The sequence below is a fragment of the Roseateles sp. DAIF2 genome, assembly GCF_015624425.1.
GTDB lineage: Bacteria > Pseudomonadota > Gammaproteobacteria > Burkholderiales > Burkholderiaceae_C > Kinneretia.
In genome coordinates this window covers 4,494,559-4,515,684 of the sequence record NZ_CP049919.1, presented here as the reverse complement: position 1 = coordinate 4,515,684, position 21,126 = coordinate 4,494,559, and the positions used below count along the sequence as shown (strand labels likewise).

18 protein-coding genes are annotated in these 21,126 nt (G+C 59.9%); 16 read left to right on the top strand and 2 right to left on the bottom strand.

The annotated features are described in order from the left end of the window. The first annotated feature begins 393 nt into the window (after nt 1-393). From G8A07_RS20760 to G8A07_RS20690, 15 genes are all read left to right on the top strand, one after another. The gene (locus tag G8A07_RS20760) at nt 394-1,404 is read left to right on the top strand and encodes an EpsD family peptidyl-prolyl cis-trans isomerase (protein WP_195793862.1); all 1,011 of its coding nucleotides are present in this window, start codon (nt 394-396) and stop codon (nt 1,402-1,404) included. 11 nt (nt 1,405-1,415) lie between these two features. Further along, entirely contained in the window at nt 1,416-2,273 is an 858-nt protein-coding gene (epsE, locus tag G8A07_RS20755) for a polysaccharide export protein EpsE (RefSeq protein WP_249937079.1), read from the top strand. A 25-nt stretch (nt 2,274-2,298) separates the two neighbouring features. Then, nucleotides 2,299-3,729 (top strand): chain length determinant protein EpsF, encoded by a 1,431-nt coding sequence (gene epsF / locus G8A07_RS20750; protein ID WP_195793861.1) that lies wholly within the window; start codon nt 2,299-2,301, stop codon nt 3,727-3,729. Nucleotides 3,730-3,734: 5 nt separating this feature from the next. Continuing rightward, the gene (locus G8A07_RS20745; protein ID WP_195793860.1) at nt 3,735-4,637 is read left to right on the top strand and encodes a polysaccharide biosynthesis tyrosine autokinase; all 903 of its coding nucleotides are present in this window, start codon (nt 3,735-3,737) and stop codon (nt 4,635-4,637) included. An 11-nt stretch (nt 4,638-4,648) separates the two neighbouring features. Then, nucleotides 4,649-5,533 carry an exosortase B gene (gene xrtB / locus G8A07_RS20740; RefSeq protein ID WP_195793859.1) on the top strand — a complete coding sequence of 295 codons (885 nt, stop codon included), beginning with the start codon at nt 4,649-4,651 and terminating at the stop codon, nt 5,531-5,533. Then, entirely contained in the window at nt 5,530-6,240 is a 711-nt protein-coding gene (gene epsI, locus G8A07_RS20735; protein ID WP_195793858.1) for an exosortase-associated protein EpsI, B-type, read from the top strand. Before xrtB ends, epsI begins: the two co-directional genes overlap by 4 nt. Before the next feature lie 47 nt (nt 6,241-6,287). Next, on the top strand, nt 6,288-7,529 hold the full coding sequence (locus G8A07_RS20730) for a polysaccharide pyruvyl transferase family protein (protein WP_195793857.1): 1,242 nt from the start codon (nt 6,288-6,290) through the stop codon (nt 7,527-7,529). Beyond that, the gene (locus tag G8A07_RS20725; RefSeq protein ID WP_195793856.1) at nt 7,526-8,926 is read left to right on the top strand and encodes a Coenzyme F420 hydrogenase/dehydrogenase, beta subunit C-terminal domain; all 1,401 of its coding nucleotides are present in this window, start codon (nt 7,526-7,528) and stop codon (nt 8,924-8,926) included. Before G8A07_RS20730 ends, G8A07_RS20725 begins: the two co-directional genes overlap by 4 nt. A 62-nt stretch (nt 8,927-8,988) precedes the next feature. Then, nucleotides 8,989-10,503, top strand: a complete 1,515-nt coding sequence (locus G8A07_RS20720) for a hypothetical protein (protein ID WP_195793855.1) — start codon at nt 8,989-8,991, stop codon at nt 10,501-10,503. Then, entirely contained in the window at nt 10,500-12,017 is a 1,518-nt protein-coding gene (locus G8A07_RS20715; RefSeq protein WP_195793854.1) for a lipopolysaccharide biosynthesis protein, read from the top strand. The genes G8A07_RS20720 and G8A07_RS20715 overlap by 4 nt, the downstream gene beginning before the upstream one ends. A gap of 6 nt (nt 12,018-12,023) precedes the next feature. Then, complete coding sequence (locus tag G8A07_RS20710; protein WP_195793853.1) at nt 12,024-13,040, top strand: glycosyltransferase family 2 protein; 1,017 nt, start codon at nt 12,024-12,026, stop codon at nt 13,038-13,040. 56 nt (nt 13,041-13,096) lie between these two features. Continuing rightward, nucleotides 13,097-13,747, top strand: a complete 651-nt coding sequence (locus tag G8A07_RS20705; RefSeq protein WP_195793852.1) for an SGNH/GDSL hydrolase family protein — start codon at nt 13,097-13,099, stop codon at nt 13,745-13,747. Between the two features lie 11 nt (nt 13,748-13,758). Continuing rightward, entirely contained in the window at nt 13,759-14,469 is a 711-nt protein-coding gene (locus tag G8A07_RS20700) for a DapH/DapD/GlmU-related protein (RefSeq protein ID WP_195793851.1), read from the top strand. Between the two features lie 39 nt (nt 14,470-14,508). Next, nucleotides 14,509-15,717: a glycosyltransferase family 4 protein gene (locus tag G8A07_RS20695; protein WP_195793850.1), complete on the top strand. Its 1,209-nt coding sequence runs from the start codon at nt 14,509-14,511 to the stop codon at nt 15,715-15,717. A gap of 67 nt (nt 15,718-15,784) precedes the next feature. Then, nucleotides 15,785-16,894, top strand: coding sequence for a DUF1972 domain-containing protein (locus G8A07_RS20690; protein ID WP_195793849.1), 1,110 nt, complete (start codon nt 15,785-15,787; stop codon nt 16,892-16,894). A 50-nt stretch (nt 16,895-16,944) separates the two neighbouring features. Here G8A07_RS20690 and G8A07_RS20685 read toward each other — a convergent pair whose 3' ends face one another. Continuing rightward, nucleotides 16,945-18,501 carry a glycoside hydrolase family 99-like domain-containing protein gene (locus G8A07_RS20685; RefSeq protein ID WP_195793848.1) on the bottom strand — a complete coding sequence of 519 codons (1,557 nt, stop codon included), beginning with the start codon at nt 18,499-18,501 and terminating at the stop codon, nt 16,945-16,947. Between the two features lie 280 nt (nt 18,502-18,781). Continuing rightward, on the bottom strand, nt 18,782-19,885 hold the full coding sequence (gene wecB / locus G8A07_RS20680) for a non-hydrolyzing UDP-N-acetylglucosamine 2-epimerase (RefSeq protein WP_195793847.1): 1,104 nt from the start codon (nt 19,883-19,885) through the stop codon (nt 18,782-18,784). A 224-nt stretch (nt 19,886-20,109) separates the two neighbouring features. On the opposite strand from wecB, the gene G8A07_RS20675 reads away from it, so the two are divergent. Then, entirely contained in the window at nt 20,110-21,117 is a 1,008-nt protein-coding gene (locus tag G8A07_RS20675) for an NAD-dependent epimerase (RefSeq protein WP_195793846.1), read from the top strand. Nucleotides 21,118-21,126 lie beyond the last annotated feature (9 nt).

Here is a 21,126-nt window from a genome sequence, read left to right as displayed (position 1 = left end):
GCGCGCGGCCGCCATCTCCGCCATCTCCCGCGGCTGACGCCTGCGATTCCCTAGGGCCCGGGCATGACGGGCCGGTGTCGATACTCACCGTAACGCTTTTCTTCCCCCCGGTTCACGGGGGTCTCGGGAACCCCGGAGGCCGAATCGGGTCTGTCCCTGGGTGGCCCCCGGAACCCGGTGGCAGCCGCATACAACGTGGGTTTCACCCGGTTCCGAGAAATTCCGGCCAGGGGATTTGCCCGAATTGCCGAACGGATTAGGGGGGAGTCAATTGTCATTTTGCAAAGTTACACTCGCCGATCGCGTCCGGCCGGCTTGTGCGGTGCAGCATGCGTGGGCGGGATGAGTTGGGCCCGCGCCGTAGACGATGAGCGAAGGAAGAAAGACATAACCATGAATCTGACCACCACCACTCAAGCCGCCCGCACCCTGCCGGGCCTGCGTCTGACCGGCTTGGCCCTGGCCGTCACCACCGCCGTGCTGCTGGCCGCCTGCGGCGGCGGCAGCAAGGGCGAGAAGGCCTCGCAGACGGCCGCCAAGGTGAACAAGGAAGAGATCACCGTCCATCAGATCAACTATGTGCTGCAGCGCCAGCCGGGCCTGCGCCCGGAGCAGGCCGAGGCCGCGGGCCGCCAGGTGCTGGAGCGCCTGATCGACCAGGAGCTGGCGGTGCAGAAGGCCGAGGACCTGAAGCTCGACCGCGACCCGCGTGTCGTGCAGCAGATCGAGGCCGCCAAGCGCGAAATCATCGCGCGCGCCTATCTGGAGCGGGTGGGCGAGGGCGTCTCGAAACCCACGACCGACGAAGTTTCCAAGTATTACAACGACAAACCGGCCCTGTTCAAGGATCGCCGTATATATAGCCTGCAGGAACTCGTGATCGAGGCCAAGCCGGAGCAGTTTGCGGAAATTCGCAGCAAACTCCAGGAGGCCAAGAATATGGGCGAGTTTGCGGAATATCTGAAGTCGCATGATTTCCGCTTTGCCGGCAACCAGGCGGTGCGCGCCGCCGAGCAGCTGCCGCTGGCCAGCGTCGACGCGATCGCCCGGATGAAGGACGGCGACTCCGCCGTCACCCCGAACCCGAACGGCCTGACCGTGCTGTTCCTGGTCGGCTCGCGCAGCCAGCCGGTCGACGAGGCGCGCGCGCGCCCGGCGATCGAGCAGTTCCTGACCAACCAGCGCAAGGCCGAGCTGGCGCAGAAGGACATGAAGTCGCTGCGCGAGGCGGCCAAGGTCGAATATGTCGGCAAGTTCGCCGAGGGCGCCCCGGGCGCTGCCGCGGCTGCCGCATCGGCACCCGAAGCCGCCGCGCCGACCGTGGCCACGCCCGCAGCCCCCGCCGCGCCGGCCGCCAGCGGCCTGGACGCGAACACCATCTCCAAGGGAATGGGCCTGAAGTAATGAAGACGACGATGATGATGCAGAAGACGCCGAGCCGGCCCCGCGCCGCGCTGATCGCCCTGGCCACCGCGGCCAGCCTGGGATGCGCACTGCTGGCCGCCAGCCCGGCGGCGCTGGCGCAGCAGCAAGGCGCCACGGCCCCCGCCGAATACCGCCTGGGCGCGGGCGACGTGATCCGCATCAGCGTCTATCAGAACCCCGACCTGACCCTGGAGACCCGTGTCGGCGAAACCGGCGTGGTGTCCTACCCGCTGCTGGGCACGGTGCGCATCGGCGGCCTGTCGGCCACGCAGGCCGAGAAGCTGATCGCCGACGGGCTGAAGAACGGCAACTTCGTCAAAGTGCCCCAGGTCACCATCGTCGTGATGCAGGTCAAGGGCAACCAGGCCAGCGTGCTGGGCCAGGTGAATCGTCCGGGCCGCTATCCGCTGGAAGTCGCCGACATGCGCCTGACCGACCTGCTGGCCAATGCCGGCGGCGTCACCACCACCGGTGCCGAGATCCTGGTGCTGTCCGGCACGCGCAATGGCCAGCCCTATCGCGTCGAGATCGACCTGCCCAGCGTGTTCGCCCCGGGCGGCCGCGGCCAGGACATCGTGGTGCAGAACGGTGACGTGCTGTGGGTCGACCGCGCGCCGATGGTCTATATCTACGGCGAGGTGCAGCGCCCCGGCGCGATGCGCCTGGAGCGCAGCATGACCCTGATGCAGAGCCTGGCCACCGGCGGCGGCCTGACCCTGCGCGGCACCGAAAAGGGCATCCGCGTGCACCGCAAGAGCGCCGACGGCAAGGTGCAGGTGCTGCAGCCGGCGATGGATGAGCCGCTGAAGGATGGCGACGTCGTGTACGTGCGCGAGAGCCTGTTCTAAGTAAGAAGCCTGGATCGCAGCCATCATGAGTTTTCGCCAATTTCTCTCCATTCTGTTTGCACGCAAGGTGTTGTTCCTGATCGTGCTGCTGGCGGTGGTGATTCCGGCCGTCGTGGTCAGTTTGCTGCTGCCGAAAAAGTACACCGCGACCGCGAGCGTCGTCGTGGATGTCAAGCCGGACCCGCTGGCTGCGATTGCCTATCAGTCGATGATGACCCCGGCCGTGATGGCGACCCAGATCGACATCATCCAGAGCGACCGGGTGGCCCGTCGCGTGGTGCGCACGCTCCGCCTGACCGAGAACGCGCAGATCCGCGAGCAATGGATGGATGAGGCCAAGGGGCAGGGCGATATCGAGACCTGGCTGGTGGCACTGTTCCAGAAGGAACTGGACGTCAAGCCGTCGCGCGAATCCAGCGTCATCAACATCGCCTACCGTGCGGCCGACCCGCGCTTTGCTGCAGCGCTGGCCAATGCCTTCGTGCAGGCCTATATCGATACCGCGGTCGATCTGCGTGTCGATCCGGCCAAGCAGTACAGCAGCTTCTTCGACGCCCGCGCCAAGGATGCTCGCGAAGCGCTGGAGAAGGCGCAAGCCCAGCTGTCGGCCTTCCAGCGTGAGAACGGCGTGGTGATGACCGACGAGCGCATGGACATCGAGAACCAGCGTCTGAACGAGTTGTCCACTCAGCTGGTGATGCTGCAGTCGCTCAGTGCCGAGGCCACCAGCCGCCAGGCCCAGGCCAATGCCGGCTCCGCCGACAAGCTGCAGGAGGTGACCAACAACCCGGTGGTTTCCCAGTTGCGCGCCGACCTGTCGCGCCAGGAGGCGAAGCTGCAGGAGATCAGCGCCCGTCTGGGTGACAACAACCCCCAGGTGGTGGAGTTGAAGGCCAATATCGGCGAGCTGCGCCAGCGCCTCGAGAGCGAGGTGCGGCGCCTGTCGGCCGGTGTCGGCATCAGCGGCAACATCAGCCGCCAGCGCGAGGCCCAGACCCGGGCCGAACTGGATGCCCAGCGCTCCAAGGTGCTGAAGATGAAGCAGGTGCGCGACGAGGGCGCGCTGATCCTGCGCGATGTCGAGAACGCCCAGCGTAGTTACGACAACATCATGCAGCGCCTGTCGGTGACCAGCATCGAGAGCCAGGCCACGTCCAGCAACGTCAGCCTGCTGAACCAAGCCGTTCCGCCGCTGGAGCATTCCTCGCCCAAGGTGCTGCTGAACAGCGTGTTGGCCGTGTTTGTGGGCCTGCTGCTCGGTACCGGCGTGGTGCTGGGCGCCGAGCTGCGCGACCGCCGTGTGCGCGACAACGACGACATCGAAGCCCTGGTAGGCCTGCCGGTGATCGGCCTGTTGCCCGGTCCGAACTCGCGCAGCGCAGCCGGCCGCAAGATCGACGCACGTCTGCATCAGCGACTGATCGGTCATGCCGCTTCGTCAACCAAGGCTTCCTGATGACCATGTCCAACTACAAAGAATCCACGCTCGGCAGCGCCGAGCGCAATGCCCAGGACGCCCGGACCGCCTTGCAGGACCGCTCGATCGGCCACATCCTGGCCGAGGCCAACAACCTCAGCGCCGAGCAGGTCGAGCGCATCCTGTCCTATCAGAAGAGCCATGGCACCAAGTTCGGCGAGGCCGCGGTGGCTCTGGGTCTGGCCAAGGGCGAGGACGTGCTGTGGGCGCTGAGCCAGCAGTTCCACTATCCCTATGCTCCGGGCGGCGGAACCAAGCTCAGCGACGAGCTGGTGCTGGCCAGCAAGCCCTTCAGCGCCCAGGCCGAAGCCTTCCGCGTGCTGCGCAGCCAGATCAATATGCGGCTGTTCAATGCCGATGAGCCGCGCCGCGCCATTGCGGTGGTCAGCCATGACAGCGGCGACGGCAAGACCTTCTTCGCCGCCAATATGGCGATCGCCTTCAGCCAGCTGGGTGGCCGCACCCTGCTGGTCGATGCGGACATGCGCAACCCGCGCCAGCACGAGGTGTTCGGTATCGACAACAGCACCGGCTTGTCGGGCATCCTGTCCGGCCGCGCCGAGGCCAATGTGATTCGCCCGGTGGCCGACCTGCCCAGCTTGTTCGTGATGCCGGTGGGCACGATGCCGCCCAACCCGATGGAGCTGGTCGAGCGGCCCGCCTTCGGCCTGCTGATGCGCGAGCTGGTGTCGAAGTTCGACCATGTGATCGTCGACACGCCGGCCGCCATCCACGGTGCCGACTATGCGGTGATCGCCGCTCGCTGCGGTGCCGCGCTGGCCCTGGCCCGCAAGGGCACGACCCGCGTCAACGCGGTGCAGGACCTGGTGGCCACGCTCAGCAACAGCCCCGCCAAGCTGGCCGGGGTGATCATGAACGAGATCTGAGGTCGCCCGTGATGAGTGCTGCGCTGGCTCCGGCCGACAAGGGCCGTAGCGCCCATCTCCTGCCCTGGCTGATCGCCGGCCTGGGTCTGGCGCTGCTGTATGTGCCGACCTTGATCAGCCTGTTCGGCGGCCTCTGGGCCTCGGACGAGCAGGGTCACGGTCCGATCGTGCTGGGCGTGACCATCTGGCTGATCTACCGCCGCTGGGGCGAGCTGATGGACATCGAGGCCTCGGCGCCGCGGCCCTGGCTGGCCTGGCCGCTGCTGGTGCTCGGCGGTCTGGCTTATGCCATCGGACGCTCGCAAGGCATCTGGCTGTTCGAGGTCGGATCGTCGATCGCGATGGTCTGCGGCATCGTGCTGCTGCTGCGCGGCCCGCGCCAGCTCAAGGCGATCGGCTTCGCGATCTTCTTCATGTTCTTCATGATCCCCTTGCCGGGAGCCGTGGTCGACGCGCTGACACAGCCGATGAAGATGGCCGTGTCCTATGTGGCGGAACATATCCTGTACTCGGCGGGCTATCCGATCAGCCGTACCGGCGTGATCCTGCAGATCGGCCCCTATCAGCTGCTGGTGGCGGATGCCTGCGCCGGCCTGCACACGCTGTTCACGCTGGAGGCTCTGGGCCTGCTGTACCTGAACATCGTGCGTCACGCCTCGCTGTTCCGCAATATCGCGCTGGCCATCCTGATCGTGCCGATCAGCTTCGCCGCCAACGTGATCCGCGTGATGGTGCTGACGCTGATTACCTACCACTTCGGCGATGAGGCCGGCCAGGGCTTCCTGCATGGTTTCGCGGGCATGGTGCTGTTCCTCAGCGCACTGATGCTGATCATCGCCACCGACGGCATGCTGCGCCTGGGCGCAAACCGTCTGCGCAAGGGGCAAACGGCATGAGCAAGCGTAACGAGAACACCCTGCCGCGCCAGCAGCGCCGTGCAGCGTTGGCGTTGATCCTGATGGGGGCCGCTGCCAGCCTGGGCTGGAAGCTCACGCCGACAACAAGCCTATCCACCTTGCATGGGGACTTCCAGCTGGAACAGGTCGTGCCCAAGCAGTTTGGCGATTGGCGTATGGATGAGGCAGCTGTGGGTGGCGTGGTCAACCCCCAACAGGAGGCCATGCTGAAGCAGCTGTACAGCCAAACGCTATCGCGCACCTATGTGAATAGCAGCGGGCATCGCATCATGTTGTCCATTGCATATGGCAACGATCAGCGGGATGGACTGCAGATGCACTATCCAGAGGTCTGCTATCCGGCACAGGGGTTCCAGGTGCGTTCGAACCAGCCTGCTGATCTCGCATTCGCCAATTCAATGATCCCGGCTCGGCGTTTGGAAACTGTCTTGGGCAATCAGCGCTACGAGCCTGTGACCTACTGGACGGTAATTGGCGAGACCGTAGTGCGGGGTGGCGTCAACAAGAAAATGGTTGAGATGCAGTATGGATTTCGCGATCTGATCCCCGACGGGCTGCTCTTCAGAATTTCGAGCATTGATCGTGATGCTCAGCAAGCATTTCTGTTGCAGCAGAGATTTGCAGAAAATCTGCTGAAAGCTGTGGACCCACAATATCGCCGCCGTCTGGCGGGTCTTGTTGCGTAAGCAATTCATACCTCGACGTCGAGCGTCGTGTCATTTGTGCGTTAGTCATGAAACGTTTCTATCTCTCTGGCCAGACGGATTTTGGAAATCGCGGTTGCGAGGCGTTGGTTCGATCAACTCTTCAGCTCCTGAAGAGTCAGTTTGGTAATGATGTCGAAGTTTTGGTTCCAAGCTTTCGACCTGATCTCGATGCACCGCAGTGGCCCGATGCAGCCAAACAGGGGGTGCGCTTTGTACGGGCGTTGCCCTTTCCCTCCGAGTTGAAGATATGGAGCCGCCTGCTCCGCTTGATTCCGTCGGTTGCAAGGCGCTTCTTCCCGAGCTATCGCCTGCCGGTCGACATCGAAAATGATCTCCGTGGCTGTGACGCGCTTCTGGTTATTGGTGGCGACAACATCACGCTGGACTATGGGCTGGCCTCGTTGGCTTGGCATGTCCAGTTCGCGGCGCATGCGAAACGTCTGGGAATTCCAGTCATGGTTTGGGGGGCATCTATTGGCCCTTTTAGCAAGGAGCCGTTTGCCGAAACTCACGTTGCTCAATTTCTTCGGCGCATTGAATGCGTCACTGTGCGGGAAACCATATCTCTCGAATATCTGAAATCAATTGGAGTCTCGAGCAACGTCAGTCTGGTGGCGGACGGCGCTTTCGTGATGGCACCAGAGTCGATTGATGTTTCGAGCTTTTGGCCTCGCAATAGTAAAAATGGTGTGCTTGGTTTTAATATCAGTCCGCTGATACAGAAATTCCGGCCGGCCGGAGAGGCCTATAGCGTACTACAGAAGGAAGTAGTTGGTTTTCTCCAGGAGGTCTTGAATAAGAGTGAGCTGGGAATTCTTTTGTTACCTCACGTTGATCCGCTGGATGGTAATAGAGTTAATAGCGACTCATATTACATGCAAGAAATTCTGAATATGCTGGGCGCCCATGACGGGCGCGTGACCTTGGTCCCCGCAACCTTGAATGCAGCACAGCTGAAAGGTGTCTTGGCGCAGTGCAGGTTCTTTATTGGTGCCCGAACGCATGCGACCATCGGCGCACTTTCCAGTCAAGTGCCAACCGTCTCTATAGCCTATAGCATTAAGGCTAAGGGACTTAATCGAGACCTTTTTGGTGACGAGTCGCTGGTTCTTGAGACTCCCGCAGTAAGCAAGCAAACTTTGTTCGAGTACTTCGAAAAGCTGTGCACCGAGGAGGAACAATTGCGGCGCTTCCTTGCCTCTCGCATTCCTGACTGGAAACAGCGTGCGCATGGCTCGGCTGGCCGTCTGGCAGAGGCGTTGCAATGACGGCCAATCGCCCGTCCGTGGCGATAGCTCTCAGCGCTACAGCAGTGGCTGAGAAGGGGTTCTGCATCGGATGCGGTGCATGTACTGTCTCCAATGGCTCAGCGAAGATTGACTTCAACGAGTATGGGGAATTGACAGTAAAGATGAATTCCGCCTCTGCCGCCCAGTCGATGGCGGTGGACAAAGTGTGCCCCTTTTCTACGAGCGCACCGTCTGAGTCGGTGTTGGCTGAGGCAGAGTTTGCGAAGCTGCCGGGTATCAGTCGCGGTGAAGAGGTCGGATTCTATAGCGGACTGTATGCAGCTTATTCTCATAAGCATCGCAGCGCTGGGTCTTCTGGCGGCATTGCGACCTGGCTTCTTGGAAAGCTTCTGGATACCAATAAGGTCGACAAGGTAATCGCCGTAGGGCGTACGGCTGACGGGGATCGTTTCTTTGATTTTAAAGTAATTTCAAATTCTGAAGAGCTGTCCACCACAGCAACGTCATTTTACTATCCAGTTAGTTACGACCGAATACTAAAGTATGTTCTTGAGAACCCGGGTCGCTATGCCATTACAGGGGTGCCCTGTTTTCATAAGGCATTGAGGCAACTCAAGCGTGAGCACCCGCTGCTTCGGGAGCGCATCGTCTATCAGATCGGGATAGTCTGCGGGCAGATGAAGAGCGCGCTTTATCTGGAGTACTTGACGCGACGGTCTGGTATGGAGCGAGTCGCCGAAGATGCATGTTTCCGACGCAAAAATCCACTGGCACGAGCTGACGAATATTACTTTGAAGCCAGCGCGACATCGCAAGACGGAGAGCATTTTGTTAAACGAATCGGAAATCGTGAAATAGGTGCCAATTGGGGGATGGGGCTGTTTAAACCCAAGGCCTGCGACTTCTGTGACGACGTTTTTGCCGAGACTGCCGATATCGCTATTATGGATGCGTGGCTACCGAAGTACGTTACCGATGGACTCGGGACAAGTCTTGTCGTGACGAGATCTGCAGAGATCAACGATATCTTGGAAACTGCTCGCGAATCCGAACTGTGGGCAGAACGCGTTGATGAGCAGTCCGTAATGGAGTCTCAGCGAGGTGGATTAAATCATAGACGCGCGGGACTTCGATACAGGCTGGCCTTAGCTGCAGGAACCGCTGTGCCCAGTAAGCGAGTCCTCCCGCATAAAAACTTCGGCGTTTTCTTCAAGCTCGAGCAGAAGTTGCGTGAGAGGCTTCGCAGGAAGAGTCGCGAGGCCATGCTGGCGCAAGTTCATGGTGGAGAGTTGGGCCTGAAAACATACGATGCACAGATGACTCTGACTTTGCAAATGTACCGGTGGCTCTATCGTATTAAGAGCCGTCTAGGTAAATCAATTGACTACCGCAATGAATTCAGACTGGATGCCTAGACCAGTCCTACTGGGGAGCCGAAGGCGTGCAATATGAGAAAGAGTGAAGGCAGCGATCGTCTATGGGCATGATAAGTGCTGCGCTGCCTCGTGGACGAATCCAAAGGTTTGATTCCATTGGAGCGCTGTTGATCGTCGGCATTTTGTTGATCGCGGTGCTCACGGGGTTGGCGCTCGGACTCGGGATATACGTACTCGCCATTCCGGTAGTCGTAGCGTTGCCGGCTGCGTTTTTGTTCATGCGCCCGGATATCTGCTTGGTGGCAGTTGCCGGGCTGACGTTGGTGATTTCCGGGCTTCTTAAGTCTTTTCTTGGGATTGGTCAGCTCCAATGGCTAATTTCGGCTCTCGGTGCAACTCTATTGCTCATTTCTCTTGCTAAAGTTTTCTTTAGCCGCAGGGGAGATTTGGGAGGCGAGGCCGGTGGGATCGCAATACTCCTGGTTTTGTGGTGGGTGATAATCGTGTTCGCCTCAGTTGCGAACCTTGTCCCTGTACTTGATTGGTTTGTCGGGATTCGTATATTCCTGCCGTTCCTTGGCGTATTTGCATATGTTGCTTACTGCCGACCTCCAGAAAGACTCCTTAGGGCGGTATTTTTATCGTTGATGGCAATTACATCCGTCCAATGGGTGTTTTGTATTTATCAAAAATTCGTGGTTGTCCCACAACGAATTGCAGGTGGTTATCCAGGATCGCCCTGGGATAGTATTGTCGGAACATTCGGTGGTGAGAAATTCGGGGGTGGGGAAAGTGGGTCGCTAGGGGTATTTCTAGCTATTGTTCTGATAATCGCTGCATCCTTGCACAAAGAGAAGATGCTGGGAAAGCTCGCCTTTGGTGCGATCGTCATATTTGGCTTGGCAGCAATGGCTCTAAGCGAATCGAAGGTGGTTGTTCTCCTGCTTCCACTCGGTGCATTGATTGTTTATCGAGATTATATAGTTAGACGGCCTATACGTTTTTTCATGGGCGCCTTTGTGATGATTGGCCTTGTTGTGGCGCTTTTGGCTGGTTATCACTATATGTATTGGCAGACCGATAATAATCAGGGGCTTGTGGATGCGATTGTCAAGCGTTTGGGTTACAGCTTTGATCCGAATTTTCGTGTGACAACAGCGAGTCTAGGCCGCGTCGGCTCCTTGGTGTTCTGGTGGAATAGTCACTCAATGATGGACAATCCATTGAACCTCTTGATAGGCCATGGGCTGGCGAGCGCTGTTGGCGTTAGTAGTTTGATCGGGATGGGAACCGCAGTCCAGAAATATGGGTATATGCTGGACACGACGGGCGCGGTGAAAATTCTGTGGGAAACAGGATTGCTGGGTTTTTTGGTGTTTCAGTCAGTTTTCGTGGTCGGATTCTTGCGGGCTCAACAATTATCTCAACATAAGAGTATTCCGCCCTGGCATCGTGCAGTATTGACCAGCGCTCAAGCGGCTATGGTTATTATGTTTTTATCCGTCTTCTATGAGCAAACCTCCGCTGGAAGTCCGCCCATGCAGTTCTTATGTATGTTTTTCCTGGGCTATATAGTCTATTGGTGGCGCGAGAGTAATTCTGGTGAGAAGAGATGAGTGGTGGGTACGGGAAATCCACTGTTAAAGCTTCCATCCTTCATTTTTTTCTTGGTAAAGCTCTCAATGCAGTCGTAGGCGCCTCAACATTGATTGTTTTGGCGCGATGGATGCCGATCAGCGAGTACGGCAGCTATGTGGCGTTGGTCGCATTGCAATCGACGCTGCTGGCCGTGTCGAATTTGGGCGTGGATGCCACGGCGGAACGTTTCCTCCCTGAATTCCGGACTAAGTACCCCGATGAGAAACTGCTGGGCTTTGTGGTTTCCGCTTTGGTCGCACGGCTTGTGACGCTGGGGGGGGTGATAGTCGTCGGCATGTTCGCGGCAAATGGGCTGAGTACACTCATTGGTATGCCATCCATCGGTGATGTGTTGCGCCTATGGGTTGTTGCCGTTGCCTGCTTTGGTGCTTTGAGCTTTGCTAGCGTTCTGCTTGAAGCAATGTTGCGACAAAAGCATGCGCAGGCTTGCATGAGCTTATACCTCGCAAGCAAGCTTCTTGCTATTTGTGCGCTCTATTTCACGTCGAGCTTGGATTTGCACGCGCTCGTGATGACAGAGATTTTTTCTGGCGCGTTTGCTGCATTGCTCGCCTTGTCCCTGCTGGCCCGGTTCTTCCATCGTGCTGGCCTTCTTCAAGGATGGCAGCTTGTTCAGCAGAACAAATATCGCCTGGGTCGTTTCGCGACCTTTAATTACGTAGCGCAACTGGTGTTCCAGTTTTTTAGCGCTGATGTAATGAAACTATTGGTGGCGCGACTCTTGGGCTCCGTAGCAGCTGCAAGCTATGGGTTTGCTGCGAATTTGGCAGATATTGTCCAAAGATATTTGCCTGCCACGCTGTTGCAGCGTTTGATAAGGCCTGTTTTTATCAGTCGTTATGTGCGGACTGGTGATTTCGAAGATTTGAATCAAATGGGGCGGCTGATCCTTAAGCTCAATCTTCTGCTGCTTTTGCCGGCAATCTCCCTATCGGTCGCATATGGTGGCGACCTACTAGGGCTATTGACCAAGGGGAAATATGCTGATGGGCATTGGTTGCTGGTTGGTGCGCTCTGTCTTCTCGTGCCCGCAAGCCACCAAGCGATCCTTAGCATGCTAGCCAGTACGCTGGAACGCAATGCTATGCAGTTCTACGCGGGTCTTTTGTCGGCCCTAGGGTTTCCCATTGCCTTGTTCCTCGTGCCTCTTTGGGGCGGGTTAGGAGCAATTGGCGCGGCGGCAACCAGTGCGCTGATTTACAACTTCTTTGCCAGCTGGTACCTGCGCCGTAGTGGATATGCCTATGCTCCAGATTGGCGTGCGCTGCTGGTGTTCTTCGGGCTGGGCGTGGGTTTGACTGTGGCGTTGGTCACAGCCAGAACGTTATCTTCTTCCGGTTTTACGCAGGGTGTGGTGGCAATTTTTCTATTGGTTTTCTACCTCATTCTCGTGCGTCTCCTGTCAGTATTTCGACCGACCGAGCGCGCGATGCTGAATGCTCTGCTGCCCAAGCCTGTTTTCATTTTCTGAACGACCATGTCGACATTGACAGACGCACCGACGATAGAGTTGTCCATCATCATCAAGACGCTGAATGAGGCGACGCATATTCAGCGGACGATCGCTGCGGTGAAGGAGGCAGCCCGCAATTTCAGCCACGAGATCATCGTGGCCGACAGCCTTTCCGACGACGACACTGCGGCTTTGGCTAAAGCAGCGGGCGCGCGGGTCATCCAGCTGGTGCGGCGCGAGGATCGCTCGTGCGGCATCGGCGCTCAGTTGGGTTTCCAGATCGCTCGAGGTACCTATGTTTACCTGCTTGATGGCGACATGGAGTGCATACCGGGCTTTATTGACGAGGCGATAACCTGCCTGAAGGCCAACGATCATCTCGCTGGCGTTGCCGGTGACATGTCGGAATTGGGAAGTGGAAACTACGAGTTCCAGTTGCGCAAACGCCTGGTCGAACAGTTCACCAGCGGCGAATGGCACGGTGAGAAAGATTGGCTCGATGGCGGAGGCATCTACAAGCGCGTTGCCCTGGACGAACTGGGGTACATCACCGACCGGAACTTGCATGCCTACGAGGAGAAGGACCTAGGCTTGCGGCTCCGCTCAAAGGGGTGGCGCATGGTCCGGATCCCACTATCCGCAGTACAGCATAGGGGGCATGCCGAGGCGACTTGGGCGCTGCTCAGAAAACGCTGGGTCTCCAAGTATGTCAATGGCGCAGGGGAGTTGATCCGGGCTTGCGTTGGATCCCCGCATTTCTGGCGGGCGGTGAAGCTGCTGAAGCAGTACGTCGTGCTTGCGCTCTTGATGACGGCTACGGTCCTCGCTACCGCCATCCTGCCCTGGACGAGCTGGCCGTTTGCGGCTTGCCTGCTGGCCTGGGCTCTGGCTGCTTTGGCCATGTGTATTCGAAAGCGTGGCGTGACCGAGGGTCTTCGAGCGCTGGCCTATCTGGCGTTCTGGTCGGCAGGTCTTATCCGGGGCCTGGTGATGGGATCGAGAACGGATCCGGCCGCCCCTATTGAAAGTCGGCAGCTGTAGTGAAGCCCCGTGGATCGCAGCTTGCTTGCGAGCCATCCATCTTTCAAGGAGTTGCAATGCGGAAGAAGGCAGTTGGACTTGGCCTGTGGCTGTGCGTCGGGCTTGCTCAGGCGGACGGCATCCTGTTTGTCGGAAACAGCATCACGCATCACGTGCCTTCTCCTTCCGTTGGCTGGACCGGGGACTGGGGCATGGCGGCCAGCAGCCGGAGTAGCGACTATGTGCACATGACGGTTCGCAAGCTCGAGGGAAGCGGTCAGGCGCGGATCAGCTTCGAGTCCTTGAACGCGAGCAACTTTGAGAAAGACCCGTCTCCGCTCAACGCGGATAGCGTGTGGAAAAAGATCGATGCCTCGGCTGCCGATCGGGTGGTTCTCTTTCTCGGGGACAACGTGAAAGCGGAGCCCGGGGCATGGGCGCAGTTTGTCTCCGCATATGAGTCGCTGATCACAAGAGCGAGGGGCAAGGGCAAGCAAGTCGTGTGCGTCAGCCTTTGGTGGTCAGCCGAAACCCGCAACGCAGATCTGAAGCGACTCTGCGAGGCTAACGGCGGGACTTTTGCCCTGCTTCCACCGGAGTCCCAGTCTGCACAGGCGCGTGCTCCCGGCCATGCCAACAAGGGAGTCGCATCGCATCCAGGGGATCAGGGCATGAGGCTGATTGCAGATGCTGTGTATACCGCACTTGAACAAGGCCGAAAAAGGTAAGGGAGGAGAGGATGATTCATTGGATTCTGGCGAAGGTGAAGGGGCCTGCATATCGGTTGGATCCAAGGCTCCCATCCTCCGCGTTGGTGGAGGTCCTGTTCCGAAGACTGGTCTGGGCATTGCGAGGGGTCTGGAAGCGACTGCCTCGCGCCACAGCGTTCCGTAGCGTGGTGTTCGTCGGTGCTGACGTCACATTGAGGAACCAGGGGCTGATACGTATTGGCAGCTGGTCGACCCTGGCGAAAGGGGTCCTGATCGATGGCTTGTCATCCCATGGCGTGACCATTGGCCGCCGCGTGAACATCGGTCCTTACACGCAGATCGAGGCGACGGGGGTCATCACGAACCTCGGTATCGGATTTGAAATCGGCGACAACTCCGGGATCGGTGCTTTTTCCTATGTTGGTGCCGCGGGAGGCGTCAAGGTTGGGGCCAATGTGATCATGGGGCAGCGAGTCAGCTTTCACTCCGAGGATCATGTGTTTTCGGATCTTGATGTGCCTATTCGCGCCCAAGGCGTTGTAAGGAAGGGCATTGTGGTTGCCGACGACTGCTGGATCGGTGCGAATGTGACGTTTCTCGACGGCTGCACCGTAGGGCGGGGCTGCGTGATCGGGGCGGGGTCGGTTGTCAGGGGTGATATCCCGGCCTATTCGATTGCGGTGGGGATTCCCGCAAAGGTTGTGCGCAGCAGACGGCCGCAACAAGTCGCAGCGGCCTGATGGCCCTTGATTGCATTGGCGTGCTGCCGAAGGAGTAATGTGGAAAAGAACAATGGTGGGGCGGCCGTGATTCCGGCTGAGGCACGGGCGAGAAAGACGGTGCTGTTTGTCCATCAGGGCGCCGAACTCTATGGTTCTGACAAGGTCGTGCTCAACCTCGCTGTTGGTGTACGGGCGCATGGATTTCAGCCCATTGTCGTGTTGCCCAGCGAAGGACCCTTGTTGAACTGCTTGCGCGACGCCGGGGTTGAATGCCATCTGGCGCCGATCGGCAAGATTGCCAGGGCTAACTTGTCACCGCGCGGGCTGCTCCGCTTGCTGGGAGAACTGGCAGCTCTGTACCGCCGAACCAAGCAACTGGGGCTGCAGCGGCGTGTCGATCTGGTCTACAGCAATACCATCGCCACGGCCGGTGGCGCGGTGCTCGCCTTCCTCTGGCGCAAGCCCAATGTATGGCATGTGCACGAGATCATCCTGCGGCCTCGGCTGGTTGCCGGCCTGTTTCCCAAGCTCGTCGCGCTGGGGTCCAACTCCGTGATCAGCAATTCCAAGGAGACGGCCGAGTGGCTGAACTCGCAAAGCCCATCTCTCAAGCATCGTAACGAGGTGATCTGGAATGGCATCGGCCCGACGCAAGCCCAGCCTGCCGGAAGAGTCGTATTTCGTGAGCGCTGGGGGGCGGATGCTGAGCGGCTGGTCGTCGCGCTCGTAGGCCGGATCAATCGCTGGAAAGGCCACTCGGTTGCGCTGGCTGCTGTTGCTGCGCTACCCGAGCACATTCGTCGGAACGTGACGCTGGTGTATGTGGGGAATGTCTTCCCGGGGCAGGAGGATCTTGAGCGCGAACTGCGTCAGCAAATCGAGCAAAGCGGAATTGCAGATCAGGTGCTGATTCAGCCCTTCGTGAATGACGTGGATGCCCTGTGGGAGGCCGTTGACATTGCCTTGGTTCCTTCCACCGAGCCTGAGCCTTTCGGCATGGTGGCAATCGAAGCCATGAGAGCCGGCAAGCCGGTGGTGGCGTCAGCTCATGGCGGCCTGCTGGAGATAGTGAAGGACGGTGCGACCGGGTTCCTCGTGCCTCCGAGCGATCCGCAGGCGTTGGCGGCTGCTATTGAGACGCTTGCTGCAAACCCGGAACTCCGCCGTCAGTTCGGCGATGCGGGTCGTGAGCGGCAGCGCGAAGTTTTCTCGCTGGATGCCCAGGTGAAGGCGACTTGCCACCACCTGGATCTGGCGATGGCATAGCCGGGCAGCTGGCCTCTTCTATCTCTTGACTTAAGGCCGCCGATGCTTGGCTCGGCGTATCGATTTGATGAAGAAAGTTCTCAGAATACTCGGGACCCGTGGAGTCCCCGCGGCACATGGCGGATTTGAAACCTTTGCCGAGCACCTGGCGCTGTTCCTGGTGCGGCGTGGTTGGCGCGTGATCGTCTACTGCCAGCATGAGGGGCAAGGTGGCGTCTGGGAAGACAGTTGGCAGGGGGTGGAGCGCATCAACATTGCGGTTGAAGGGGATGGGCCCAAGAGCACCATTGTTTTTGACTGGAAGGCGACGCTGCATGCGGCGCAGAACAGGGATCTGTGTCTCACGCTGGGCTACAACACGGCCATCTTCTGTGCTGTGCTGCGCATCAAGGGTATCCCCAATGTGATCAACATGGACGGCATCGAATGGTCCCGCGCCAAGTGGAGCGGGCCCGCAAAGACCTGGTTTTGGTTGAATGACTGGGCCGGCTGCTGGTTGGGTAATCATCTGGTCGCAGACCATCCGGAGATCAAGGTGCATCTGAGCTCGAGGGTGCGGCCGGCCAAGATCACGACCATTGCCTATGGCGCCGATCAACTCGAAGCCTTGTCAGAGCAGCCGGTACGAGCGCTCGGACTTGAGCCGGGGCGCTACCTGACGGTCATTGCCAGAGCCGAGCCGGAGAATTCGATCCTGGAAGTTGTCAGTGGCTTTTCCAGGCGGCAACGCGGCATGAAGCTTGTGGTGCTGGGCAATTACAACGAGAGCAATGCCTATCACCGGGCCGTCAGGGCGGCGGCCAGCTCCGAGGTTATCTTCCCTGGGGCTATCTATGACAAACCCGTCGTGCAAGCGCTGCGCTTTCACAGCGCTGCCTATGTGCATGGGCATCAGGTCGGCGGCACGAATCCGTCCCTCGTTGAAGCCTTGGGCGCTGGTAATGCCGTGATTGCGCATGACAACCGCTTCAACCGCTGGGTAGCAGGCAGCGGCGCGCGCTACTTCACGGACGCCGATAGCTTTTCCAATGTGCTGGACTCTTTGATGAAGGCGGATACGAGCAGCGCTTTGACGGGCATGCGAGAGGCCAGCAAGGAGAGGTTCCTGAACGGCTTGACCTGGGAGCAGATCCTTGGAGAGTACGAGTTGCTGTTGGAGCGCTGGCTGCCCGTCTAGCAAAGCAAAAAGCCCGCGCTGGGGCGGGCCTTTTGCTGCAGAAGTTGATCTCAGGGGGCACCGAAGACCTTCTTGACCTTCTCCAGGTAACCGAAGCCGTCTTTCTTGGTTGGTTCCAGGATCGAACCCTCACCGAACTCGTTCCAGCAGCAGATCACGCCCATCTTCATGGTCTTACTGGGATTGGCGTCCATCAGGCGGCGGGCTTCCGTCAAATGGCGTTCAAACCCGGTCTGGACGCCTCCGGAGAGATCGTGCAGCGGGTTGGGGCTGCCGCCCCAAGGGCGTTTGTCCCAGCCTTGGCTCATCGGGATGATGTAGGGAATGCTGGACTCGGCGACGACCCAGTTCCAAACATACTGATAAGCATTGTCCAACTCTTCAAAGCTGATCGACACATCGTCGGCACGGCCGTGATAGTTGTAGGAGGAGAAGGCCGAGTAGCCTGAGCCGGCGGCCTTCTTGACGATGCTGCTATCGATATGCGTCCCGGCTACGAAGTAGATGCCCTTGTGGCCGGCTTGGCGGGCGCGCTCCTCTGCTTCTGTCAGCAGGGCGGTAAAGGTCTGCCCCATCTTGCTCGCTTGATTGGCGAAGTAGATGTGGCTGAAGAGATAGATCACCGGCTTCCCATCGATCTTCAGATACTCCGGCTTGTTGAAGTACTGGCTGATCCAGAAATCCACCATGGAGGTGAACTCCAGCTTCGTGCGCGGCACGGCCGAGTGATTGGCCCACAGCAAGGCAAACGGAACGTCGCGTTTGGTTTCGGTCTTGAGGTAGGCATCCACCGAATGGCCCAGCTCGGTACCTTTGCCATTCCAGTACCAGTCGAACACGACATAGTCGATGCCATAGCTACGCATCCATTTGAGCTGCTGCTCGACAACGGCCACGCTCCCGTCGTCGTACCAGCCCAGCATCGGCTCTCGCTCCGGATAGGCCTTGATGCGCTCCCAGGGAAGCTTGGCCGGCGCGCCTGGCTGGTTATCGCGCCAGCCCGGGAAGTAGAACGTCCCGATTTTGTAGCTGGAGCTGTCTGGCGTGGGCAAGGGCTCCGCTGGCGATTGCACTCCTGCCGCGTTGGATCTGCACAGGCCCGTGCTCCAGCTCACTTTGCCGCCGATGCAATTGGCGTTCACCGAGCCGGTGTGATTAAGTCGGGCGTTGCTATAGGTCCTGTTGGAACCGCTGGGGATGGTGTCCTTTACGTTGGCCCAACAAGAGCCCGCGAAGTAGCGGGTTTGGTCAATCGTGCAACTCTGCGGCGACGTGGTCGTCGAGGTTTCCTGAGTGGCCGCTACTTTGGCAGTCAGCGCAGCATAGATCGGCGCATCACTCGTTACCTCGGTCGCAATCGGCGCCGTCGCTCCATTTATGGATTCGGCGGCGGCTCGAGCAGCCAGAAAGTCCTCGGAAGCCGTCTCCGGCAAGGGTGGATCAGTAGGTAAGACCGGGGCTGGGCTGACTGCTTCGCTCGAAGCGATCTGAGTCTGAGCGGTTGGTTCCGCATCATCGCCACCACCGCCTCCACACGCGCTGAACATTGCGCATGCACCAAGAAACGTCATGAGTGTGAGCATCGTGAGCGGAGGGTACTGCTTCATGGGATAAGACTCCAGTCCTACAGCCGGACTACATGTGGCTGCGAGGTAACGGAATCTTCGGGTTGCAAGCCTTCTAACTGAATGTGCAGATGTCTCGCTCCAGAGGGGCGAAGGGTAAGGCTTTGCAACGGTTGCCAACTAGTCCCGCGCGACACGAGCGTCTGCCGTAACCCTGCGCAAGGCAGGGAGTAGGCCGCATTGCCTCCAAATCCCTTCGCATTGGAAGCGAAGGGCGGCGCGCGCTATGTGGAGATATGCAGATGCACGCCGAGGCTCAGGTTCACGCCAGCTTCTGCGCCAGCAGCGCCACTATGCGCTGCGCGGCTTGGCCGTCCCATAGGACAGGCCGGCGGCCGCGCTTACCCTCCCCACGCAGCACGGCATACGCCGCAGCGATCACGTTGGCGGGCTGGGTGCCGGCCAGCACGTTGCTGCCTTCGTCCACCGTGATCGGGCGCTCGGTGTTCTCGCGCATCGTCACGCAAGGGACGCCCAGGGCCGTGGTCTCCTCCTGCAGGCCGCCGCTGTCGGTCAGCACCAGAACCGCGTCCTTCCACAGATGCAGGAAGGACATGTAGGCCTGCGGTCCCAGGAGCGTGATGTTGGGGCCGAGGTCGATGCCATGCTTCTCGATGTTGGCACGGGTGCGCGGATGCACCGGGAAGACGATGGGCAACTCGGCCGCGACGGCGCGCAGCACCTCGGCCACGCGCTGCAGTGACTCGGTGCTGTCCACATTGCTGGGGCGGTGCAAGGTGACGACGCAGTAGCGGGCGTGCGCGCGCTTGAAGGCATCGGTTTCCAGGCCCGAAGTGTCCATGCGCTCCAGCTTCTCGGCCTGATAGAGCACGTTGTCCACCATCACATGGCCGACGTCGAAGATGGCCGCCTCCGGCTTGCCCTCGCGGCGCAGGTGTTCCAGGCCACTGGGCTCGGTGACGAAGAACCAGTCGGAGATCGAGTCGGTCACCAGACGGTTGATCTCCTCGGGCATGCTCATATCGCCGCTGCGCAGGCCGGCCTCGACATGCGCGACCGGGATGCCGGCCTTCTTGGCGACGATGGAGCAGGCCAGGGTCGAGTTGACATCGCCCACGACCAGGCAAGCGGCCGGCTTCTCGGCGGCGCAGAGCTGCTCGTAGGCCTGCATGATCTTGCCGGTCTGCTCGGCATGGCTGCCGCCGCCGCAGCCCAGGCGCACGTCCGGCGCGGGGATGCCCAGCTCCTCGAAGAACACCTCGTTCATGTCGCGGTCGTAATGCTGGCCGGTATGCACGATCTTCCAGGCCAAGCGGCGATCGGCCTGCAGCGCGCGCACGATCGGCGCGATCTTCATGAAGTTCGGCCGCGCGCCGGCGATGAGATGGATGCAGGGCTTGGTCATGAGTGTTGGCAGGCAGCTGTGAATGCGGCCTGCATGGGCAGGCGTCGGATCATTCTAGGTGTGGGGTCGCGTCCGCGAGGCCGAGTTCGGGCGGCCGCGCAACGCCTGTCCCTGAACTCGGGGGGCGGGCTGGGGCTCGGCCCCGGGCTGGGCGAGAATATGGCGCTATCGCGCGGGTGCGACCTCCGTTCGCTCCGCGGCCCGTTTCGGAACTGGGAGATCTCGTGAAGGTACTCGTCACCGGCGCCGCCGGCTTTATCGGTATGCATGTCAGCCAGATCCTGCTGGCCCGGGGCGACCAGGTGCTGGGCCTGGACAACCTGAACGATTACTACGACCCGCAGCTCAAGCATGACCGCCTGGTGCGGCTCAACGGCAAGCCGGGCTTCGAGTTCATCAAGCTGGATGTGGCCGATCGCGCCGGCATGGCGGAGCTGTTCAAGACGCACCAGTTCGACCGCGTCGTGCACCTGGCCGCGCAGGCGGGCGTGCGTTACTCGCTGGAGAACCCGCATGCCTATATCGAGAGCAATGTGGCGGGCTTCACCAACATCCTGGAGGGCTGCCGCCACAGCGGCGTCGAGCATCTGGTCTACGCGTCCAGCTCCAGCGTCTACGGCGGCAACACGCTGATGCCCTTCAGCGAGCATCACAGCGTGGACCATCCGGTCAGCCTGTATGCCGCCACCAAGAAGGCCAACGAGCTGATGGCCCATACCTACAGCCATCTGTTCGGCCTGCCGACCACGGGCCTGCGCTTCTTCACGGTCTACGGCCCCTGGGGCCGGCCTGACATGGCGCTGTTCCTGTTCACCAAGGCGATCCTGGAAGGCCGGCCCATCAACGTGTTCAACCACGGCAAGATGATCCGCGACTTCACCTATATCGACGACATCGCCGAGGGCGTGGTGCGCACCCTGGACAGGATCGCGACCGCGGATCCGGCCTATGACCCGATCAAGGCCGATCCGGCCCGCTCCAGCGCGCCCTACCGCGTGTTCAACATCGGCAACCACAGCCCGACGCCGCTGATGGCCTTCATCGAGGCGATCGAGAAGGCGGTCGGCCAGCAGGCGCAGAAGAACTTCATGCCGCTGCAGGACGGCGATGTGCCGGCGACGCATGCCGATGTCGAGGAACTGGCCGCCTGGACCGACTTCCGCCCCGCGATGCCGGTGGAGGAGGGCATCCGCCGCTTCGTGGCCTGGTATCGCGATTACTTCAAAAAGTGAACGCACAAT